Annotated in this window: 14 protein-coding genes; 1 reads left to right on the plus strand and 13 read right to left on the minus strand. The window is 65.6% G+C overall.

Annotated elements, in window-relative coordinates; all coding sequences use genetic code 11:
- Position 1: 1 nt before the first annotated feature.
- Genes fdhF through EDE08_RS17090 form a run of 3 tightly spaced genes read right to left on the minus strand, consistent with a single transcriptional unit; the run spans position 2 to position 4,924 of the window.
- Entirely contained in the window at positions 2-2,887 is a 2,886-nt protein-coding gene (gene fdhF / locus EDE08_RS17080) for a formate dehydrogenase subunit alpha (protein WP_131870184.1), read from the minus strand.
- Between the two features lie 10 nt (positions 2,888-2,897).
- Entirely contained in the window at positions 2,898-4,454 is a 1,557-nt protein-coding gene (locus EDE08_RS17085) for a formate dehydrogenase beta subunit (protein ID WP_131870183.1), read from the minus strand.
- Positions 4,451-4,924 carry a formate dehydrogenase subunit gamma gene (locus tag EDE08_RS17090; protein ID WP_131870182.1) on the minus strand — a complete coding sequence of 158 codons (474 nt, stop codon included), beginning with the start codon at positions 4,922-4,924 and terminating at the stop codon, positions 4,451-4,453. The genes EDE08_RS17085 and EDE08_RS17090 overlap by 4 nt, the downstream gene beginning before the upstream one ends.
- Positions 4,925-5,149: 225 nt before the next feature.
- Between EDE08_RS17090 and EDE08_RS17095 the strand changes: the two genes are divergently transcribed.
- Complete coding sequence (locus EDE08_RS17095; RefSeq protein WP_131870181.1) at positions 5,150-6,043, plus strand: LysR family transcriptional regulator; 894 nt, start codon at positions 5,150-5,152, stop codon at positions 6,041-6,043.
- Between the two features lie 129 nt (positions 6,044-6,172).
- On the opposite strand, the gene EDE08_RS17100 is transcribed toward EDE08_RS17095, so the two are convergent.
- The 10 genes from EDE08_RS17100 to oxlT all read right to left on the minus strand — a co-directional run bounded on the left by EDE08_RS17100 (position 6,173) and on the right by oxlT (position 17,945).
- Entirely contained in the window at positions 6,173-8,503 is a 2,331-nt protein-coding gene (locus EDE08_RS17100) for a PAS domain-containing sensor histidine kinase (RefSeq protein WP_131870180.1), read from the minus strand.
- A gap of 226 nt (positions 8,504-8,729) precedes the next feature.
- A complete protein-coding gene (locus EDE08_RS17105; protein ID WP_131870179.1) occupies positions 8,730-10,103 on the minus strand; it encodes a cation-efflux pump in 1,374 nt (457 codons plus the stop codon).
- A 220-nt stretch (positions 10,104-10,323) separates the two neighbouring features.
- Positions 10,324-11,292 carry a zinc-binding dehydrogenase gene (locus EDE08_RS17110; RefSeq protein ID WP_131870178.1) on the minus strand — a complete coding sequence of 323 codons (969 nt, stop codon included), beginning with the start codon at positions 11,290-11,292 and terminating at the stop codon, positions 10,324-10,326.
- A gap of 25 nt (positions 11,293-11,317) precedes the next feature.
- Positions 11,318-12,313, minus strand: a complete 996-nt coding sequence (locus EDE08_RS17115; RefSeq protein ID WP_131870177.1) for an NAD(P)H-dependent flavin oxidoreductase — start codon at positions 12,311-12,313, stop codon at positions 11,318-11,320.
- Positions 12,314-12,631: 318 nt separating this feature from the next.
- Positions 12,632-13,282: a hypothetical protein gene (locus tag EDE08_RS17120; RefSeq protein WP_131870176.1), complete on the minus strand. Its 651-nt coding sequence runs from the start codon at positions 13,280-13,282 to the stop codon at positions 12,632-12,634.
- 55 nt (positions 13,283-13,337) lie between these two features.
- Entirely contained in the window at positions 13,338-13,541 is a 204-nt protein-coding gene (locus tag EDE08_RS17125) for a hypothetical protein (RefSeq protein ID WP_035718272.1), read from the minus strand.
- A gap of 380 nt (positions 13,542-13,921) precedes the next feature.
- Positions 13,922-14,710, minus strand: coding sequence for a fumarylacetoacetate hydrolase family protein (locus EDE08_RS17130; protein WP_131870175.1), 789 nt, complete (start codon positions 14,708-14,710; stop codon positions 13,922-13,924).
- Complete coding sequence (locus EDE08_RS17135) at positions 14,707-15,726, minus strand: 2-dehydropantoate 2-reductase (RefSeq protein WP_131870174.1); 1,020 nt, start codon at positions 15,724-15,726, stop codon at positions 14,707-14,709. The genes EDE08_RS17130 and EDE08_RS17135 overlap by 4 nt, the downstream gene beginning before the upstream one ends.
- A 288-nt stretch (positions 15,727-16,014) precedes the next feature.
- Entirely contained in the window at positions 16,015-16,443 is a 429-nt protein-coding gene (locus EDE08_RS17140; protein WP_028180493.1) for a CBS domain-containing protein, read from the minus strand.
- Positions 16,444-16,622: 179 nt separating this feature from the next.
- Positions 16,623-17,945 carry an oxalate/formate MFS antiporter gene (gene oxlT, locus EDE08_RS17145; protein ID WP_131870173.1) on the minus strand — a complete coding sequence of 441 codons (1,323 nt, stop codon included), beginning with the start codon at positions 17,943-17,945 and terminating at the stop codon, positions 16,623-16,625.
- Positions 17,946-18,029: the final 84 nt, after the last annotated feature.

Genomic DNA, 18,029 nt, shown 5'->3' on the forward strand with positions numbered 1-18,029 from the left:
GTTACTCCGCGGCCTCGGCCGGTGCGATGCGGCGGGAATGCCGCGCCTGCGCGTCATAGGCCTTCTGCCAGTCGGACGGGCCGTTCGAGGGCGAGACCTGCACCGCCGTGACCTTGTATTCGGGGCAATTGGTCGCCCAGTCCGAATAGTCGGTCGTGATGACGTTGGCCTGCGTGTCCGGGTGGTGGAAGGTGGTGTAGACGACGCCCGGCGCGACGCGGTCGGTGATCTCCGCGCGCAGCGTGGTCTCGCCGGCGCGGCTCTTCAGCCGCACCCAGTCACCGTCGCGCACGCCGCGCTGCTCGGCATCGTGCGGATGGATCTCCAGGCGGTCCTCGGCATGCCAGACCACGTTCTCGGTGCGCCTTGTCTGCGCGCCGACATTGTACTGGCTGAGGATGCGGCCCGTCGTGAGCAGCAGGGGATAGCGCGGGCCGGTGCGCTCGTCGGTCGCGACATATTCGGTGACGACGAACTTGCCCTTGCCGCGGACGAAGCCGTCGATGTGCATCACCGGCGTGCCCTCGGGCGCCTTCTCGTTGCAGGGCCACTGCACCGAGCCGAGTTCGTCGAGCTTAGCGTAGGAGACGCCGGCGAAGGTCGGGGTCAGCGCCGCGATCTCGTCCATGATCTCGGAGGGATGGCTGTACTTCATCTCGAAGCCCATCGCCTTGGCAAGGCCGATGGTGACCTCCCAGTCGGCCATGCCGTTCGTCGGCGTCATCACCTTGCGCACGCGCTGGATGCGGCGCTCGGCGTTGGTGAAGGTGCCGTCCTTCTCGAGGAAGCTCGAGCCGGGCAGGAAGACGTGGGCGTAGTTCGCGGTCTCGTTCAGGAAGAGATCGTGAACGATGACGCATTCCATCGCCGACAGCGCCGCGACCACGTGGCTGGTGTTGGGATCGGACTGGAGGATGTCCTCGCCCTGCACGTAGATGCCCATGAAGGTGCCTTCGACCGCGGCATCGAACATGTTGGGAATGCGCAGGCCCGGCTCGGGGTTGAGCTTGACGTTCCACAGCGCCTCGAACTGGTCGCGGACCGCGTCGCCCGAGATGTGGCGGTAGCCGGGCAGCTCGTGCGGGAACGAGCCCATGTCGCAGGAGCCTTGAACGTTATTTTGGCCGCGCAGCGGGTTCACGCCGACGCCGGGACGGCCGATATTTCCGGTCGCCATGGCGAGATTGGCGATCGCGATCACGGTGGTCGAGCCCTGGCTGTGCTCGGTGACGCCGAGGCCGTAATAGATCGCGCCGTTGCCGCCGGTCGCGTAGGTGCGGGCTGCCTCGCGCAGATCCTTCGGATCGACGCCGGTGAGGATGGCGGTGGCTTCCGGGCTGTTCTGCGGTTGGGCGACGAAGGCGGCCCATTCCTCGAACTCGCTCCAGTCGCAGCGCTCGCGCACGAAGGCTTCGTCGACGAGGCCCTCGGTGACGATGACATGCGCCAGCGCCGTCATGACCGCGACATTGGTGCCGGGCATCAGCGGCAAGTGCAGAGCCTTCACATGCGGGGACTCCACCATCTCGGTGCGGCGCGGATCGATCACGATCAGCTTGGCGCCCTGGCGCAGCCGCTTCTTCAGACGGGAGGCGAACACCGGGTGAGCGGACGCCGGGTTGGCGCCGATCACCACCACGACGTCGGTGTCCTCGACCGAATCGAAATCCTGCGTGCCTGCCGAAGTGCCGAAGGTGGTGGCCAGACCATATCCGGTCGGCGAGTGGCAGACGCGGGCGCAGGTGTCGACATTGTTGTTGCCGAAGCCGGCGCGGATCAGCTTCTGCACCAGATAGGTCTCTTCATTGGTGCAGCGGGACGAGGTGATGCCGCCGATGGCGTCGCGGCCATATTTCGCCTGGATGCCGCGCATCCTGGCGGCGGCGAACGAGAACGCCTCGTCCCAGGACACTTCGCGCCAGGGATCCTCGATGCGCTCGCGGATCATGGGTTTAAGAATGCGTTCCTTGTGGTTGGTGTAGCCCCAGGCGAAGCGGCCTTTGACGCAGGAATGGCCGCGATTGGCCTTACCGTCCTTGTACGGCACCATGCGCACCACTTCCTCGCCGCGCATCTCGGCCTTGAAGGCGCAGCCGACGCCGCAATAGGCGCAGGTGGTGACGACGGAGTGCTCGGGCTGGCCGATCTCGATCACGGACTTTTCCGTCAGCGTCGCGGTCGGGCAGGCCTGGACGCAGGCGCCGCAGGAGACGCATTCGGAGCCGAGGAAGCTTTCGCTCATACCGGGCGAGACGCGGCTGTCGAAGCCGCGGCCGGAGATGGTCAGCGCGAAAGTGCCCTGCACCTCCTCGCAGGCGCGGACGCAGCGCGCGCAGACGATGCACTTGGAGGGATCGTAGGTGAAGTACGGGTTGGACTCGTCCTTCGGCATCCAATTGTCATTGGTGCAGCCGTCCGTTCTGCCAGGTGTCTTGGCGAAAACGTGGTTCTCGCCCTCGTAGCCATAGCGCACGTCGCGCAGGCCCACCGCACCGGCCATGTCCTGCAGCTCGCAGTCGCCGTTGGCGCCGCAGGTGAGGCAGTCGAGCGGATGGTCGGAGATGTAGAGTTCCATCACACCTTTGCGCAGCTTCTTCAGTCGCTCGGTCTGGGTGTGCACGACGAGGCCGTTCATGACAGGCGTGGTGCAGGAGGCCGGCGTGCCGGCGCGGCCCTCGATCTCGACGAGGCAGAGACGGCAGGAGCCGAACGCGTCGACCATGTCGGTCGCGCAGAGCTTTGGGATCTGGTGGCCTGCATCCATCGCCGCGCGCATGATGGAGGTGCCCTCGGGCACCGTGACTTGATTGCCGTCGATGGTCAGCGTCACCATCGTTTCCGATTTGGAAGCCGGCGTGCCGAAGTCGATGTCTTCGATCAGAGACATTGTCGTTCTCCTATTCCGCGGCCTGAAGCGTGGTCGGGACCGGCGCGAAATCCTCCCGGAAGTGCTTCAATGCGCTGAGCACGGGGTAGGGCGTGAAGCCGCCGAGCGCGCAGAGCGAGCCGAATTTCATGGTGTTGCAGAGGTCCTCGACGAGCGCGAGATTCTCGCTCACACGCTCGCCCTTGATGATCTTCTCGATGGTCTCGACCCCGCGGGTCGAGCCGATCCGGCACGGCGTGCACTTGCCGCAGGATTCGATGGCGCAGAACTCCATGGCGAAGCGTGCCTGCCTGCGCATGTCGACGCTGTCGTCGAACACGACGATGCCGCCATGGCCGATCAGGCCGTCGCGCGCGGCAAAGGCCTCGTAGTCGAACGGGGTGTCGAACAGGGCGCGGGGGAAGTAGGCGCCGAGCGGGCCGCCGACCTGCACCGCGCGGACCGGACGGCCCGTGAACGTGCCGCCGCCGATGTCGTCGACGAGTTCGCCGAGCGTCACGCCGAACGCGGTCTCGAACAGTCCGCCGTAGCGGATGTTGCCGGCGAGCTGGATCGGCATCGTGCCGCGCGAGCGGCCCATGCCGAAATCGGCATAGGCCTTGGCGCCTTCGGCGAGGATGAATGGGATGGCGGCGAACGACAGCACGTTGTTGATCACGGTCGGCTTGCCGAACAGGCCGTGATGCGCCGGCAGCGGCGGCTTGGCCCGCACGATGCCGCGGCGACCTTCGAGGCTCTCCAGCAGCGAGGTCTCCTCGCCGCAGACATAGGCGCCGGCACCGACGCGCACTTCGAGATCGAAGGCTTGCTTCGAGTCGCCGATGTTCGCGCCGAGATAGCCGCCGCGCCTCGCCGCGACGATGGCCGCGTTCATCGCCTCGACCGCGTGCGGATATTCGCTGCGGATGTAGATGTAGCCCTTGGTCGCGCCGACGGTGAGGCCGGCGATGGTCATGCCCTCGATCACCAGGAACGGATCGCCTTCCATGATCATGCGGTCGGCAAAGGTGCCGCTGTCGCCTTCGTCGGCGTTGCAGACGATGAACTTGCGATCGGCCTTGGCCTGGGCAACCGTCTTCCATTTGATGCCGGTGGGGAAGCCTGCGCCGCCGCGGCCGCGCAGGCCGGACGCGGTGACTTCGTCGAGGATCGCATCCGAGCCAAGCGAGAGAGCGCGCGCGAGGCCCTTGTAGCCGCCATGGGCGCGGTAGTCGTCGAGCGAGCGTGGGTCGATCACGCCGCAACGGGCGAAGGTGAGGCGGGTCTGGCGCTTGAGCCAGGGGATCTCGTCGGTCGCTCCCAGCCGCAAGAGATGCGGCGTGTTGTCGGCGAGCGCGGTGAACAGCGAGGGTACGTCGGCCTCGGTGACAGGCCCGAAGGCGATGCGGCCCTGGGGCGTCGCCACCTCGACCAGCGGCTCCAGCCAGTAGAGGCCGCGCGAGCCGGTCCTGACGATCTCCACTGCAATGCCGCGCTTGGCTGCGGCTTGCTCCAGCGCCAGGGCAACCTCGTCGGCGCCGACGGAAACCGCACCGGCATCGCGCGAGACGTAGAGGCGGATGCTCATCGCTGCGCCTCCGCAATCAGCACATCGAGGCGCTTCTGATCGAGCCGGCCGATGAGGCGGCCATCGAGCATCGCGGACGGCGCAGTCGCGCACAGGCCAAGGCAGTAGATCGGCTCCAGCGTGACGCGATCGTCAGCCGTAGTGTTGCCGAGCGAGACGCCGAGCCTTGCCTCGACGCGCGCAGCCAGCGCATCGCCGCCCGCAGCCTGACAGGCTTCCGCACGACATAGCTTCAGCACATGGCGGCCGGCCGGCTTGTGGCGGAAATCATGGTAGAACGTGAACACGCCGTGGACCTCGGCGCGCGACAGATTGAGTGCCTTCGCCACCATGGGAATTGCCGCCTGCGGCACATGGCCGAACGCCTCTTGAAGCGCATGCAGGATGACGAGCGTCGCGCCTTCCTGCCCGGCATGTTCGGCGATGATCTCGGCGCCGCGCGTCTCGTCCCAATCAAAAACCGCTGTCATTCTTCATTCTCAACCAGTGCGTTTCCTGCTCCCAAACTATTTGGAATCATTCGAAGATCAATAAAGCTGTCCCGTGCTGCGATTGCGAATTCAGATCGATAGACAAGTGCGATCACTCGATTTCAAATTGCGATTAAGGCCGTTCCGGCAGGCGGTTTTTGCGTGTTGGGAAGGGGTTGGGCGTGCTAGCTTGCATGCCACCACAGAATCCGAAGGGATAACCGGTTGATCGACAAGCTTGAACTGCTGCTGGCGCTGGCGAAGGAGCGGCATTTCGGACGCGCGGCGGAAGCCTGCGGCGTGACGCAACCGACGATGTCGACCGGGCTGAAGCAGCTCGAGGAGATTCTCGGCGTGATGCTGGTCCAGCGCGGGTCTCGCTTCCAGGGATTTACCCCGGAAGGCGAGCGGGCGCTCGACTGGGCGCGGCGGATCGTGGGTGATGCCCGCGCGATGCGCGACGAGATCAACGGGCTGAAGCATCAGCTCTCCGGCGAGATCCGCATCGCCGCGATCCCGACCGTGCTCGGCATGGTCGCCTCGCTGACGACGCCGTTTCGCGCCAAGCATCCCGAGGTGCGCTTCCGCATCCAGTCCACCACCTCGTCCGAGGTGCTGGGGCTGCTCGAAAATCTCGAGGTCGATGCGGGGCTCACCTACATCGAGAACGAGCCGATCGGCAAGGTGCGCACCATTCCGCTCTACAACGAGAGCTATCGCCTGCTGACCGCGCCGGATGCGATGTTCGGCGACCGCGAGACGGTGACCTGGAAGGAGGTCGGCCAGGTGCCGCTGTGCCTGCTGACGCCCGACATGCAGAACCGCCGCATCATCGACCGCGCATTGCGCTCGGTCGGCGCGGAGGCGACGCCGACGCTGACCTCGAACTCGCTGCTGGTGCTGTTCACGCATGTGAAGACGGGGCGTTGGGCGAGCGTGATGCCGGCCAAGCTCGCCGAGACGCTAGGCCTGTCCGATACGGTGCGGTCGATCCCGATCGTCGATCCCGAGGTCAATTACAGCATCGGCCTAGTGATCCCGCAGCGCGATCCCATGACGCCGCTGATCGCTGCGCTGGTCAATGTGGCGCGGGAAGTGGCGCCGACGCTGCAATTGTAGAGATCTATAGCGTGATGTGATCGGATTGCTGCACCGGCGGTGCACTCCCTCTCCCGCTTTGCAAGCGGGCGAGGTGTCCGAGCCGCGCCAACCGATTCAACCTAAGGCCACTCGAAGTTGCAGGAATCGCTACGCGGCAGCCGATATCCCGGACGCCGCCTTGATCGCGTCGCGCGGCAGGGTCACGCGGACGACGGTACCGACATCGATCTTCGAACGCAGCCGCATCGAGCCGCCGTGCAGCTGCGTCAGCGAGCGCGCGATCGCGAGGCCAAGGCCCGAGCCGTGATAGGTCTTGGTGAGCTGGCTCTCGACCTGCTCGAACGGGCGGCCGAGCCGCGCCAGCGAATGTGGCGCGATCCCGATGCCGGTATCGGCGATCATCAGCACGATCCTGTCCTCGAGCTGCCGGCTGCGCACCACGACGCGCCCGCCCTCGGGCGTGAACTTGACGGCGTTGGAGAGCAGGTTGACGATGATCTGCTTGGTCGCGCGGCGGTCGGCGACGACGGAGATGGGTTTTGCGATGTCGGCGTCGAGCGTCAGGCGCTTGTCCTGCGCACGGCCGGTGACGACCCGCAGGGACTCCACCAGCGTCTTCGAGAGGTCGAGCTCTTCCATGTCGAGCTTCATGCGGCCGGCTTCGATCTTGGACATGTCGAGGATGTCGTTGATGACCTCGAGCAGATAGTGGCCGCTGGTCAGGATATCCTGGCAGTATTCCTGGTATCTCTCGCTTCCGAGCTCGCCGAACATGCCCGAGCCCATGATCTCGGAAAAGCCGATGATGGCATTGAGCGGCGTGCGCAGCTCGTGGCTCATATTGGCCAGGAATTTCGACTTGGTCTGGTTGGCTTCCTCGGCGCGGGTCTTCTCGCGCTGGTACTTCTCGGCGAGGTCGGCGAGCTCGATCGCCTGGCGCTCCAGCGCGGCCTGCGAGCGCTTCAGGTCGATGACGGTGGCACGCAGGCGCAGGTCGTTGTCGACCAGCTTCTGCTCGTGCTCCTTGATGCGGGTGATGTCGGTGCCGACCGAGACGTAGCCGCCGTCCTTGGTGCGGCGTTCGCTGATGTGCAGCCAGCTGCCGTCGTCGAGTTGCGCCTCGAAGGTGCGCGCCCCCGGGCCTTGGGCGGCGGTCTCGTTGTGGCGGGTGCGCACCTCCGGCATGCGGCCGACCTCGAGCACGGTCTCGTAGGAGGTGCCGGGAATGACGGCCGTATCGGGCAGCCGGTGCAGGCGCTGGAAGTGCGAGTTGCAGAGCACGAGGCGATCGCTCGCATCCCACAGCACGAAGGCCTCCGGAATGGTCTCGATCGCGTCGCGCAGGCGGAGGTCGGCTTCCACGGTCCTTTCCGCGAGGCTCTTCTGTTCGGTGATGTCGACGGCGATCCCGATCAGGTGCACGCTGTCATCGGTCGCCCCGCGCGTCTTCTCGCAGCGCACGCGGAGCCAGATCCAGTGGCCGTCGACATGCTGCATGCGGAAGGTCTGGTCGATGTGGTCGATCTCGCCGGAGATGAGCTGGTCGGCGATCGCGAACAGGTCGATGTCGTCGGACTTCACCAGCGCGTTGACCTCGCCGAAGGTGAGGAGCTCGTGGCGGCCGTCGAGGCCGAGCATCGAGAACATCGACTGCGACCAGAAGATCCGGCCGCGCGACAGATCCCAGTCCCACAGCCCGCAGCGGCCGCGGTTGAGCGCGGTGTCGATGCGGCCGCGCACGGCGTCGTTGATGATGTCGCCCTCGCGGGCGCGGGTCGACTGCCAGTGGAAGGCGAAGCCGAGGATCAGGACGACGAAGCCGGTGGTCGCCGACAGCGTGACCGAAAGCGCGGCGTCCGAGCCCCAGATCGGCTCGTTGCGCTCCTGGATCACTGTGACGAAGCCCGGCAGCGACTTGATCTGCCGCGAGGTCGCCATCGCTGCGTTGCCGCTCGGCAGCGTCAAGTCGGAGACGTTGCCGTCGCGTGGCGGCGCCGTCATCAATTGCGCGGCGGTGATCGCGTCGAGCAGGCGGTCGTTGCCGACGGAGTCGTTGTGTGCAGGGATGCGGGCGAGGATACGGCGGTCGACGCCGGCCGAGGTGACGATGACATGGCGGCCCGAGGCCGTGCCCCAGGACGGGATCAGATCCGACAACAGCGCCGGCAGGCTCTCGATGTTCTTCAGCCGTTCCTGCCGCACCGAGGTCAGGCGGTCGATGCGCTCGGCGAGCAGGTCGGCGAGGGCCGAAATGTCGTGGCTGATCACCAGCCGCTTCTGCCGCGTCTGGTCGACCACCTGCACGAATGCGCCGAGGCAGATCGTGATCAGGAATGCGATGATGAGTGTCGGCACGGCGCGGCGCAGCGCCGGCTCCGCGATCAGGAGCCGATGATAGGCAGGTTTCGCGATCGATTGCGCCAATCCCTTGATCGAATCGGATTGGACGCATGCGTTCGCGGCGTCTGCACGCGACATGCCTTCGGCCCCCTGAAAACCTGCTTGCAACTGAAGCTCGGAAGCAGCCCCACGTCGCTTCCGAATCACACTGATTTGAATCCAGTTTTCGCGGGCTGTCGAGAGTCAACGAATCGTTAACGCGAAATTATTCTTATCCAACATGCAGTTTGTGCATCGGGTCGCCGCAAACCCGCGCGCGCGAGGAGTCCGAAACGAGAACGTGCGACTCCCCGCACGTTCTGCATCACGCGCGCGGCGGTTCGGCGTGACTGATCACGCGCTTCACGCTCGGGAACGCACGCCGCAACGCGCGCTCGATCGCGTCGACATGCTCATGCACCTTGATCACGCTCATCGACGGTGCCGCGCGGCAGTGGAAATTGACGATCTCGCCGGCGTCAGTGTTGCGGACACGCACATTATGGATGTCGTGGATCTCGCCTTCGCCGGCGAATTCGGCCAGCGCGGCGGCGATGGTCTGCACCCGTTCCGGTGCGGCATCGACGCCGAACGGCAGTTCCGGTTCCAATGGCTCGATGTGAACGTCGACCTCGACGTCCTCGCCGAACTCCTCCTGGATGTTGCGCTCCAGCGTGTTGGCGACGTCATGGGCGGCCTCGAGCTGCATGTCGGCATCCACCTCGAGGTCGATGCTGACGGTCAGCTTGGCGCCGAGATCGTGCACCGTGACATGGTGAACGGCGAGGCCCGAATTGTGCGCGATCACCATGATGCGGTCGCGCACGGTCTCGTTGTTGCGTGCGACGGGGACGGCGGTGAAGGTGAGGTCGGCGTCGCCGAACGCCTTGTCCACGGCGATTTGCGCGTTGCGCTTGATCTCCTCGACGCGGTCGATCGGATAGGTTCGCGGCACCTTTGCGATGGTGTCGATGAACGTGGTCGCTCCGACCATGCGCACGCGCAGCCGGTCGACGTCGATCACGCCCGGCACGCCGCGGATCGCGGCGGTGGCCTTCTCCTGCGCGCCTTCCGGGGCGCGGTCGACCAGCGTCTGCACGGTGGAGCCGGCCATGCGCAGCCCCAGCAGGGCGATCATCACGGCAACCGCTGCGGCCGCCGCCGCGTCGCCCCACCAGAAGCCGAGGCCGGCGAGGATCAGGCCCACGATCACGGCGAACGAGCCCATCACGTCGGAGGCGAAATGCAGCGCATCCGCCGCCAGCGCCTGGCTCCTGGTCTCCCGCGCCGCGCGCTGCAGAGCGCGGGCACGCCAGAGATTGACGGCGATGTCGAGCACCAGCACGACGAACGGCACGGCCGAAATGGTCGGCGGCGGGGTTCCCTCGCTCAGCCGGCTATAGGCCTCGACCAGGATGCCGCCGGCAAGCACGTAGAGCAGGGCGGTGACGCCGAGCGCGGAGACGCTTTCCAGCTTGCCGTGGCCGTAATGGTGCTCGTCGTCCGCGGGCTTGTCGGACACCCGCACCACCGCCCAGGTGATGATGGTCGCGACCAGGTCGATCGAGGAGTGCAGGGCCTCGGAGATCAGCGCCAGCGAGCCGATCGCGATCCCGACCGCGAACTTGGCCACCGCCATGCCGCCACTGGCGAAGATCGAGATCGCGGCGACCGAGGTCTTGTTGTGCTGAGAGGCCATGGCGGGGATTTAGCAGGGCGTGGGTGAACATCAAGCGACGATCCACAGCCGTAGTCGCGAGTGACTTGCAGGAGCGTATCCCCCGACGCCGTCATGCCCGGGCTTGTCCCGGGCATCCACGTTCTTCTGCGTAAGGGGTAAAGACGTGGATGGCCGGGTCAAGCCCGGCCATGACGAGAGGAGAGAGCGTCGCTCCGCTCTTGTCTCACTGCCACAACCCTCACAGCGTCACCACGATCTTCCCCAGATGCCTGTTCGCCTCCATGTGCTCGAACGCCTGATCGATATCGTCGAACGCGAACGCCTTGTCGATCGGCAGCTGCAGCTTGCGCGATTCCACCGCGCCCCAGACGTCCTTGCGGACCTCCTCGAAGATCTCGCGGACCTCCTCGATGGTGCGGGTGCGGAAGGTGACCCCGACATAGTCGATGCGGCGGGCCGCATGCAGGTCGAAATTGAAGTCGGCGTGGGTGCCGCCGAGCCGGCCGACATTGACGATGCGGCCCTTGATCTTCGTCGCGGCGAGGTTCTGGCTCGCGACCTTGCCCGAGACCTGGTCGACGATGAGATCGACGCCTTCCCCGTTCGTCGCCTTCAGCACCTCGTCGACCCATTGGGGATCGGAGCTATCGACGGCGAGATCGGCGCCATGGTCCTTCAGCCGGCCGCGGCGAGTGGCATCGGTCGATGAGCCGATCACGAGCTTTGCGCCCTTGAGCCTGGCGATCTGCATCGCCATCAGGCCGACCCCGGAGCTCGCGCCCTGGACCAGCACGCTCTGGCCCGGCTGCACACCGCCGACGGTGACGACGGCGTTGTGCATGGTCGTGAGCGCGACGGGGAGAGTGGCGGCCTCCTCGAAATTCATGTTCGAGGGGGCGTGGAATAGCCGTCCGTGATCGGCCAGCGTATATTCGGCAAAGGCCGCGCCGCCCGAGCCCATGATGCGGTCGCCGACCTTGACGCCCTTGGCATTCGGCCCAAGCTCGGCGACTTCGCCGGCCCATTCCATGCCGAGCACGGTGCCGATGCCGCCGGCCGCCCCATGGGCGTGCCCCTTGCGCATGATGGTGTCGGCCCGGTTCAGGGCGCAGGCGCGAACGCGGACCAGCACCTGCGAGCCCTTGGGCTGTGGTTGAGCGACATCGGAAATCGTAGCGCCACCAGGGCCGTAGACGTAAGCCTTCATGAATTACTCTCGTTTCTTGCGGTGACTATTCCGCGGCTTCACGGTGCGGATGAACGATCATGCCCTCCAGCCTGCCGCGGATGATCGCTTCCGCCTCGCGCACGATGCGGGAGACCAGTTCGGCGCAACTCGGGATGTCCTGGATCAGGCCCTGCACCTGGCCGGCCGACCAGATGCCTTCGTCGGAATCGCCGGTGGCATAGACCATCTTGCCGCGGGCGCCGGCGACGAGCTCGCGGATGTCCTCGAACTTCGCGCCCTCCTTCTCCATGGCGACGACCTTGCTCGAGATCGCGTTCTTCGCCACACGCGAGGTGTTGCGCATGGTGCGGAAGATGAGCTCGGTCTCGCGCTCGTCATTGGCGACGATCTTCTCCTTGATGAGCTGGTGGATCGGGCTCTCCTTGGTGGCCATGAAGCGCGTGCCCATGTTGATGCCGTCGGCACCCAGGGCCAGCGCCGCGACGAGGCCGCGGGCATCGGCAAAGCCGCCCGAGGCGATCATCGGGATCCTGATCTTGTTGGCGGCGGCCGGGATCAGGATCAGGCCGGGCGTGTCGTCCTCGCCGGGGTGGCCGGCGCATTCGAAGCCGTCGATCGAGATGGCATCGACGCCCATCCGTTCGGCCGAGAGCGCGTGGCGCACGCTGGTGCATTTGTGCACGACCTTGACGCCGTGCTTTCTGAACTCGTCGACATGCTCCTGGGGCTTGTTGCCGGCGGTCTCGACCACCTTGATGCCGCTCTCGATGATGGCGGCGCGGTATTCGGCATAGGGCGGCGGCTTGATCGCGGGCAGGATGGTGAGATTGACGCCGAACGGCTTGTCGGTGAGGTCGCGGCAGCGCGCGATCTCCCTGGTCAGGTCCTCCGGCGTCGGCTGGGTCAGCGCGGTGATGAAGCCGAGTGCGCCGGCATTGGCGACGGCAGCGACGAGCTCGGCGCGGCCGACCCACTGCATGCCGCCCTGGACGATCGGGTGCTCGACGCCGACGAGTTTGGTGAACCGTGTCTGCAGCATGATGTGTTTCCCCCGTGCCTCGCGTGGCGCTCTGTTGTCGGCTGAGCGCTGGAGGATGCCGCCCGGGGTGGCAAAAGTCTATGAGCGGGGCCTGCGGTGGGCACGGAATGGCATGCGAGGGGCGAGGGGATTCCGTGGCGCGGACAATTCGAATGCGCCGCTCCTGATGGCGCAAGCTCTTTCCTCAAACTCCATGGTCATGCCCCGGCTCGGCCGGCGCATCCCGATCGCCGTGGCCTCTCGGCTCTAGCCTCGCAGTCTCTGGAATACTGGATTGCCCGCTTTCGCGGGCAATGACACCGAGTATGGAGCAAAGAGCTACTCCGCCGACAGCCGCACCATCTGACGGCCGCCGTTCATTTCCTTGAGGCGGTTGACGAAGTTTTCCGGGCGTTGCCAGCGGTTGGGGACCTCGAGGCCCATGAATTCGGCGATGTCGCCGATGAAGCCGGTGCAGTTGGCCGTCTCCGCGTTCCACACCGGTGAGTTCGCCTGCAATTCTTTGATGTAGGCGAACACGCGCTTGGCGTCCGCTTCGTTCAGGTAGACGCGATAGCTCGCGGTCAGGTATTCCGGATCGAGATCGCCGTAGCTCGCGCCGGTCTCGGACGGCACAAAGGTGATGTGACCGAGCACGTAAGCGAGCGTGTCGCCGGCTGGTGTGAGCCCTGCGACCTCCACGGCGCGCTCGCTGGTCTTGCCGTACCAGACGAAGGCATGGCCCCAGCTCGCGGCGGTGCGCGCGCGGAAGTCGACGTAGTAGGGGCCTTTCTCCGCGCGCGCGACGGAGCGCCGCGTCGATTGCGGCTGAGGTCGCGAGGCAGTGTCGGTCGTGGCAAGCGCGTTCGCATCGGCAACGCGCTTGTTTGCCTGGTGGGCCGAGGCCGAGGGCGTCGTGCACGAGAGCATGGCCGCAAGGGCGAAGCCCGCGAGGATGCAGGATCCCGATCGATCAGCTTTGTTCGTCACGCGACACCCCTTGACTGTCGGCTGCTACGCAGATCTGCGCGTATTCCGCTGCGCTTCAGTAGCGCGCTGCGACCGGGCCGGGCGCCTTGCCGATCGGGGCTTTTCCAACCGGGCTCTTGCCAATCGGCATCTTGCCAATCGGCGCCTGTTCGGCCGGATAGGCCGGCACGGGCTGCCGGCGCGGCAGATCCGCAGCGTTCGCAGCCGTCGCCAGAGCAAGCGTAGCACCGAGAGCAAATACAATCTTCTTCACAGTCATATACCCCTGAAGGTTTGGTCCAACACGGCACCGCCGTGCCCCCAGACACGCCTCGCAGAAGGGCGGCCGAATGCGTCCAAGTTGCGGCGGGCACGGGACAAGTTGGCGGCATATGCCAGGCGCGCGCAGATGTGATGTGTCCGGATGTTTCGGAGATGAACACGCGCTGCGGGTTATCGTTTCCGGGAGATGTTCGAGCGCATCTTGTCGGCGAACCAAACCACGAAGATCGCAACGAACGAGAGAGCGAAGTAAAGGGCCGTCCACAAAAGCGCATTGGCGGCATTCGTCATGGCGTCCTCCCTTGCATCAAAGGAAAGGATACCGGTGGCCGCGCCGGCCGATTTGCGCCGGATCAATTTTGTTGCGCTGCGGGGCGGCTACATCCGAAACTCGTTGGTCAGCTCGCCGATGCCGTCGATCGCGACGGTGACCGTGTTGACCGGTTCCTTCATCACGCCGACGCCGACGGAAGTGCCGACGGCGATGAGGTCGCCGGGCAGCAGGGTCATGTCATGGGAGATCCTGCTGACCAGCTCCTGAGCGCTGAAGATCATGTCCGAGATCGGATAGTTCTGCCGCTCCGCGCCATTGAGGATGGTACGGACCACGAGCCCGGCCGGATCGATGCCGGTCGCGATGACAGGGCCGAACGGGCCGTAATCGTCGATGCCCTTTGCGCGGGCCCATTGCGGGAAGGTGGGGTCGCGCGTCAGGATGTCGTTGGCGGTGATGTCGTTGACGCAGGTGTAGCCGAAGATGAAGCTATCCGCTTCTGCCGGCGGCACGCGCGCGCAGGCTTTGCCGATGACGATGCCGAGCTCGCCCTCATAGGTCGTCTTGCCGTCGTAGGAGGACGGGCGGCGGATCACCGCACCGGGGGCGGCGATGCTGGTGGTGGCCTTCAGCAGGTAGAGCGGCTCCGGCGGCTCGGGGTGGTTGAGCTTTGCCGCGAGCGCGTGGAAATTGTTCCAGAGCGCGACGATCTTGCTCGGCGCGCAGGGCGCGAGCAGCTCGACCTCCGACAGCGACAGCGTCTTGCCGGTAGCGGTGCTGCGGCCGAACATCTCGCCTTCATGCACGCTGATGCCTGATGGGCTCAGCGTGCCGAAGCCGGTCGCGCCATTGCTCCGGAAGCGGAGCCACTTGTTGATCTCGCTCGCCATCATGCCACCGCCAGTGCGCGCGGATCTGATGGCGTCGAGACCCCGTCATAAAGGCCGGCGATGCGGGCGCGCTGGGTCACCATGGCCAGCACTGAATCGAGCGCAGGCGTGGCGATCCCGGTAAGGCGGCCCATCTCCTGCACCACCGTGACGAGCGGATCGATCTCCATCGGGCGGCTGCGCTCGAGATCCTGGAGCATCGATGTCTTGTGCGCGCCGACCTTGCGGGCGCCCTCGATGCGGCGCTCGACGTCAACGCGGAACTTGACCCCGAACGTCTCGGCGATGGCTTGCGTCTCCACCATGATCGCGCGGGACAGTGCGCGCGTCGCCGGATCGGTGCAGATCACGTCGAGCGTGGCGTGGGTCAGCGCGCTGATCGGATTGAAGCAGACGTTACCCCACAGCTTGAGCCAGATCTCGTCCCGGATGCGGTCGAGCACCGGCGCCTTCAGCCCGGCGGCGGCGAACAGGTCGGCGAGACGCTGCACGTCATCAGTGATCTCGCCGGAGGGCTCGCCCAGCGGAAAGTTGTTGCCGTAGACGTGACGGATCACGCCGGGCGCCTCGATCTCGGTGGCGGGATAGACGATGCAGCCGATGGCGCGCTCGGCGCCGATTTCGCGCCACTGCCGCCCGCCGGGGTCGATGCTCTCCAGCGTCGAGTTCTCGTATTGCCCGCCGTGCTTGTAGAAGTACCAATAGGGAATGCCGTTGACGGCCGTGACGATGCGGGTGTGAGGCCCGAGCAGCGGCCGCATCTTCTCGATCACGCCGGTGATCGAATGCGCCTTCAGCGTAATGATGATGAAATCCTGCACGCCAAGCTCGGCGGGATCGTCGGTGCAGCGCGGATGTACGGTGTGCTGCTCCTCGCCCGCGAGCAGCGTCAGGCCGCGCTCGCGCATCGCGGCAAGGTGCGGGCCGCGTGCGACCAGGCTGACATCGGCGCCCGCACGCGCGAGCTGAACCCCGAGATATCCGCCGATTGCGCCGGCGCCGTAGATGCAGATCTTCATGAAATCCTCGCGGGACCAAGATTGGGGAAATGGCTCGATCGGTCGTGACACAGGTTCGCGGCACCTCTCCCGCTTGCGGAAGAGCAAAGGCCGCCTTCCGGCGGCCGTTCTTAAGAACGCCGAAGCCGAGCTTCGGCCTTGGCGCCCCGGGCGATGCGAAGCATCGTCCCGAGCGCGGCGGGTGAGGGTTCTGTCCTCTTGAGGAGTCTCGCTTGGCTGAGACAGCCCTCTCCCGCAAGCGGGAGAGGGCGCGCAGCTGTTCCGTGACTGAACGTAAGGCGAGCTCTTTTAGGCTGCCGCTTGCGGCGTGCCGTTGAGGGCCTCGTCGACGGCCGCGGCGATGTCGCGCATGCTGATGACGGAGATGAGGCTGTAATCGTCGATCACGGGCAGATGGCGGATGTGATGACGGTTCATCAGATGGCGGACGTGCTCGATCGGATCCGAGGAGGTGCAGGACACCAGCTGCTGCACCGAGACGAGCTGCGAGACCTTGACATTGACGGCGTTGGCGCCGTGCTCGGCGACGGCGCGCACCACGTCGCGCTCGGTGAACATGCCGACCGCGGTGTTGCCCTCGGAGCGGACCACGTCCTTCACCACCAGAGCACTGATGTTGTTGGCGCGCATCAGCTTGGCCGCGATACCCACCGTTTCGTTCATACGCACCGTGACAACGCGCGGCGTCTTCTTGCGCAGAATGTCTCCGACCAGCATTGCAACCTCCCTGGGTGAATGACGAGGGAAGTGTGGTATACATAATGCCAATCGTCAAGCGCTGGATTTGGCTGATCCGAAAAATCTTGCGACAGTCATACTGACGTTTGTCGTGGGCCCAAAAGAAGAAGGGGCGCATCCCTGCGCCCCTTCTCGAGCATGCAAATCCGTGCGGGTGCTTACACCGTCTCGGTTTTGGCAGTGCCGGCGGCGGCGCCAGTGCTCTCGGCTTCCTTCCCGAGGATGAAGGAGCGGCGCAGCGGCTTGATCACGAGCAGCGCCGTCAGCGCCGCCGTTGCGTTCAGCGCCACCGCGATCACGAACACGGCCTTCCAGCCATAGGCGGTGGAGATCACGCTTGCGAGCGGGACGAGCAGCGAGGCCGTGCCCTTGGCGGTGTAGAGCATGCCGTTGTTGGTGGTCGCGAACTTCGCACCGAAGGTGTCGCCGCAGGTCGCGGGGAACAGCGAGTAGATCTCGCCGAACACGCCGAAATAGACCGCGGTCGCGAGCACGAAGATGGTCGGCAGGTGGCCATAGGCCGACAGCGTCAGCAACATCAGGGCAGCGGTGCCGAAGGCGATGAACATGGTGGGCTCGCGGCCGATCGTGTCGGAGACCCAGCCAAAGAACGGACGCCCGAAACCGTCGAAGATGCGATCGAGCGAGATCGCGAACGTCAAGGCCGCCATCTGGAAGCCGGCGAGCGTTACCGGACTATTCGCGATCTTGTAGTCGTGCGCGATCGGGGCGATCTGCGCCGCGGTCATCAGGCCGCCCGAGGCAACCATCACGAAGACGAGATACATCACCCAGAAAACAGGGGTGCGCAGCACCTGCGGCGGGGTGAAGTCGATCTTGGTCTGCGGCAGATTGAGCTGCTTCTTCTTCGGCGGAATCGAGATCCGCGGCGGCTGGATGAAGAAGGCGAGCACGAACACGACGACGCCCTGGCCGATGCCGAAGGTGAGGAATGCGTGCTGGTAGCCGCTCGCGGCGATCATGCTCGCGATCGGAACGATCGTGAGCGCGGCGCCTGCGCCGAAGCCGGCGGCGGTCGCACCTGCCGCGAGACCGCGACGGTCTGGAAACCATTTCAGCGCGTTGCCGACGCAGGTGCCGTACACCGCGCCCGCGCCCAGGCCGCCGATGATCGCGGCTGCGTAGAGCAGGGTGAGGCTGTCGGCATAGGAGTTGAGAATCCAGGACAGTGCGATCATCGCGCCGCCGAACATGACGACGATGCGCGGGCCGTATTTGTCGACGAACCAGGCCTCGACCGGCACCAGCCAGGTCTCGGTGACCACGAAGATGGTGAAGGCGAGCTGGATCGCGGCGCGCCCCCAATGATGGGCGGCGTCGATCGGATCGACGAACAGCGTCCAGCCATATTGCAGATTGGCGATCATCGCCATGCAGACGATGCCCATGCCGAGCTGGAGCCAGCGGAAGCCGGTGCGAAGCGGCGCGGCGGTGACGGCGCCATCCGGGCTGGAAATCATCAGAACCTCCCAACGCGCCTGTCTGTCGTACATCAGTTCGACAAGGTGACCTGATGTCGCAAATATTGTGTCTTATCGTCGCAG

The sequence above is a fragment of the Bradyrhizobium sp. R2.2-H genome (assembly GCF_004346455.1).
GTDB classification, from domain to species: domain Bacteria; phylum Pseudomonadota; class Alphaproteobacteria; order Rhizobiales; family Xanthobacteraceae; genus Bradyrhizobium; species Bradyrhizobium diversitatis.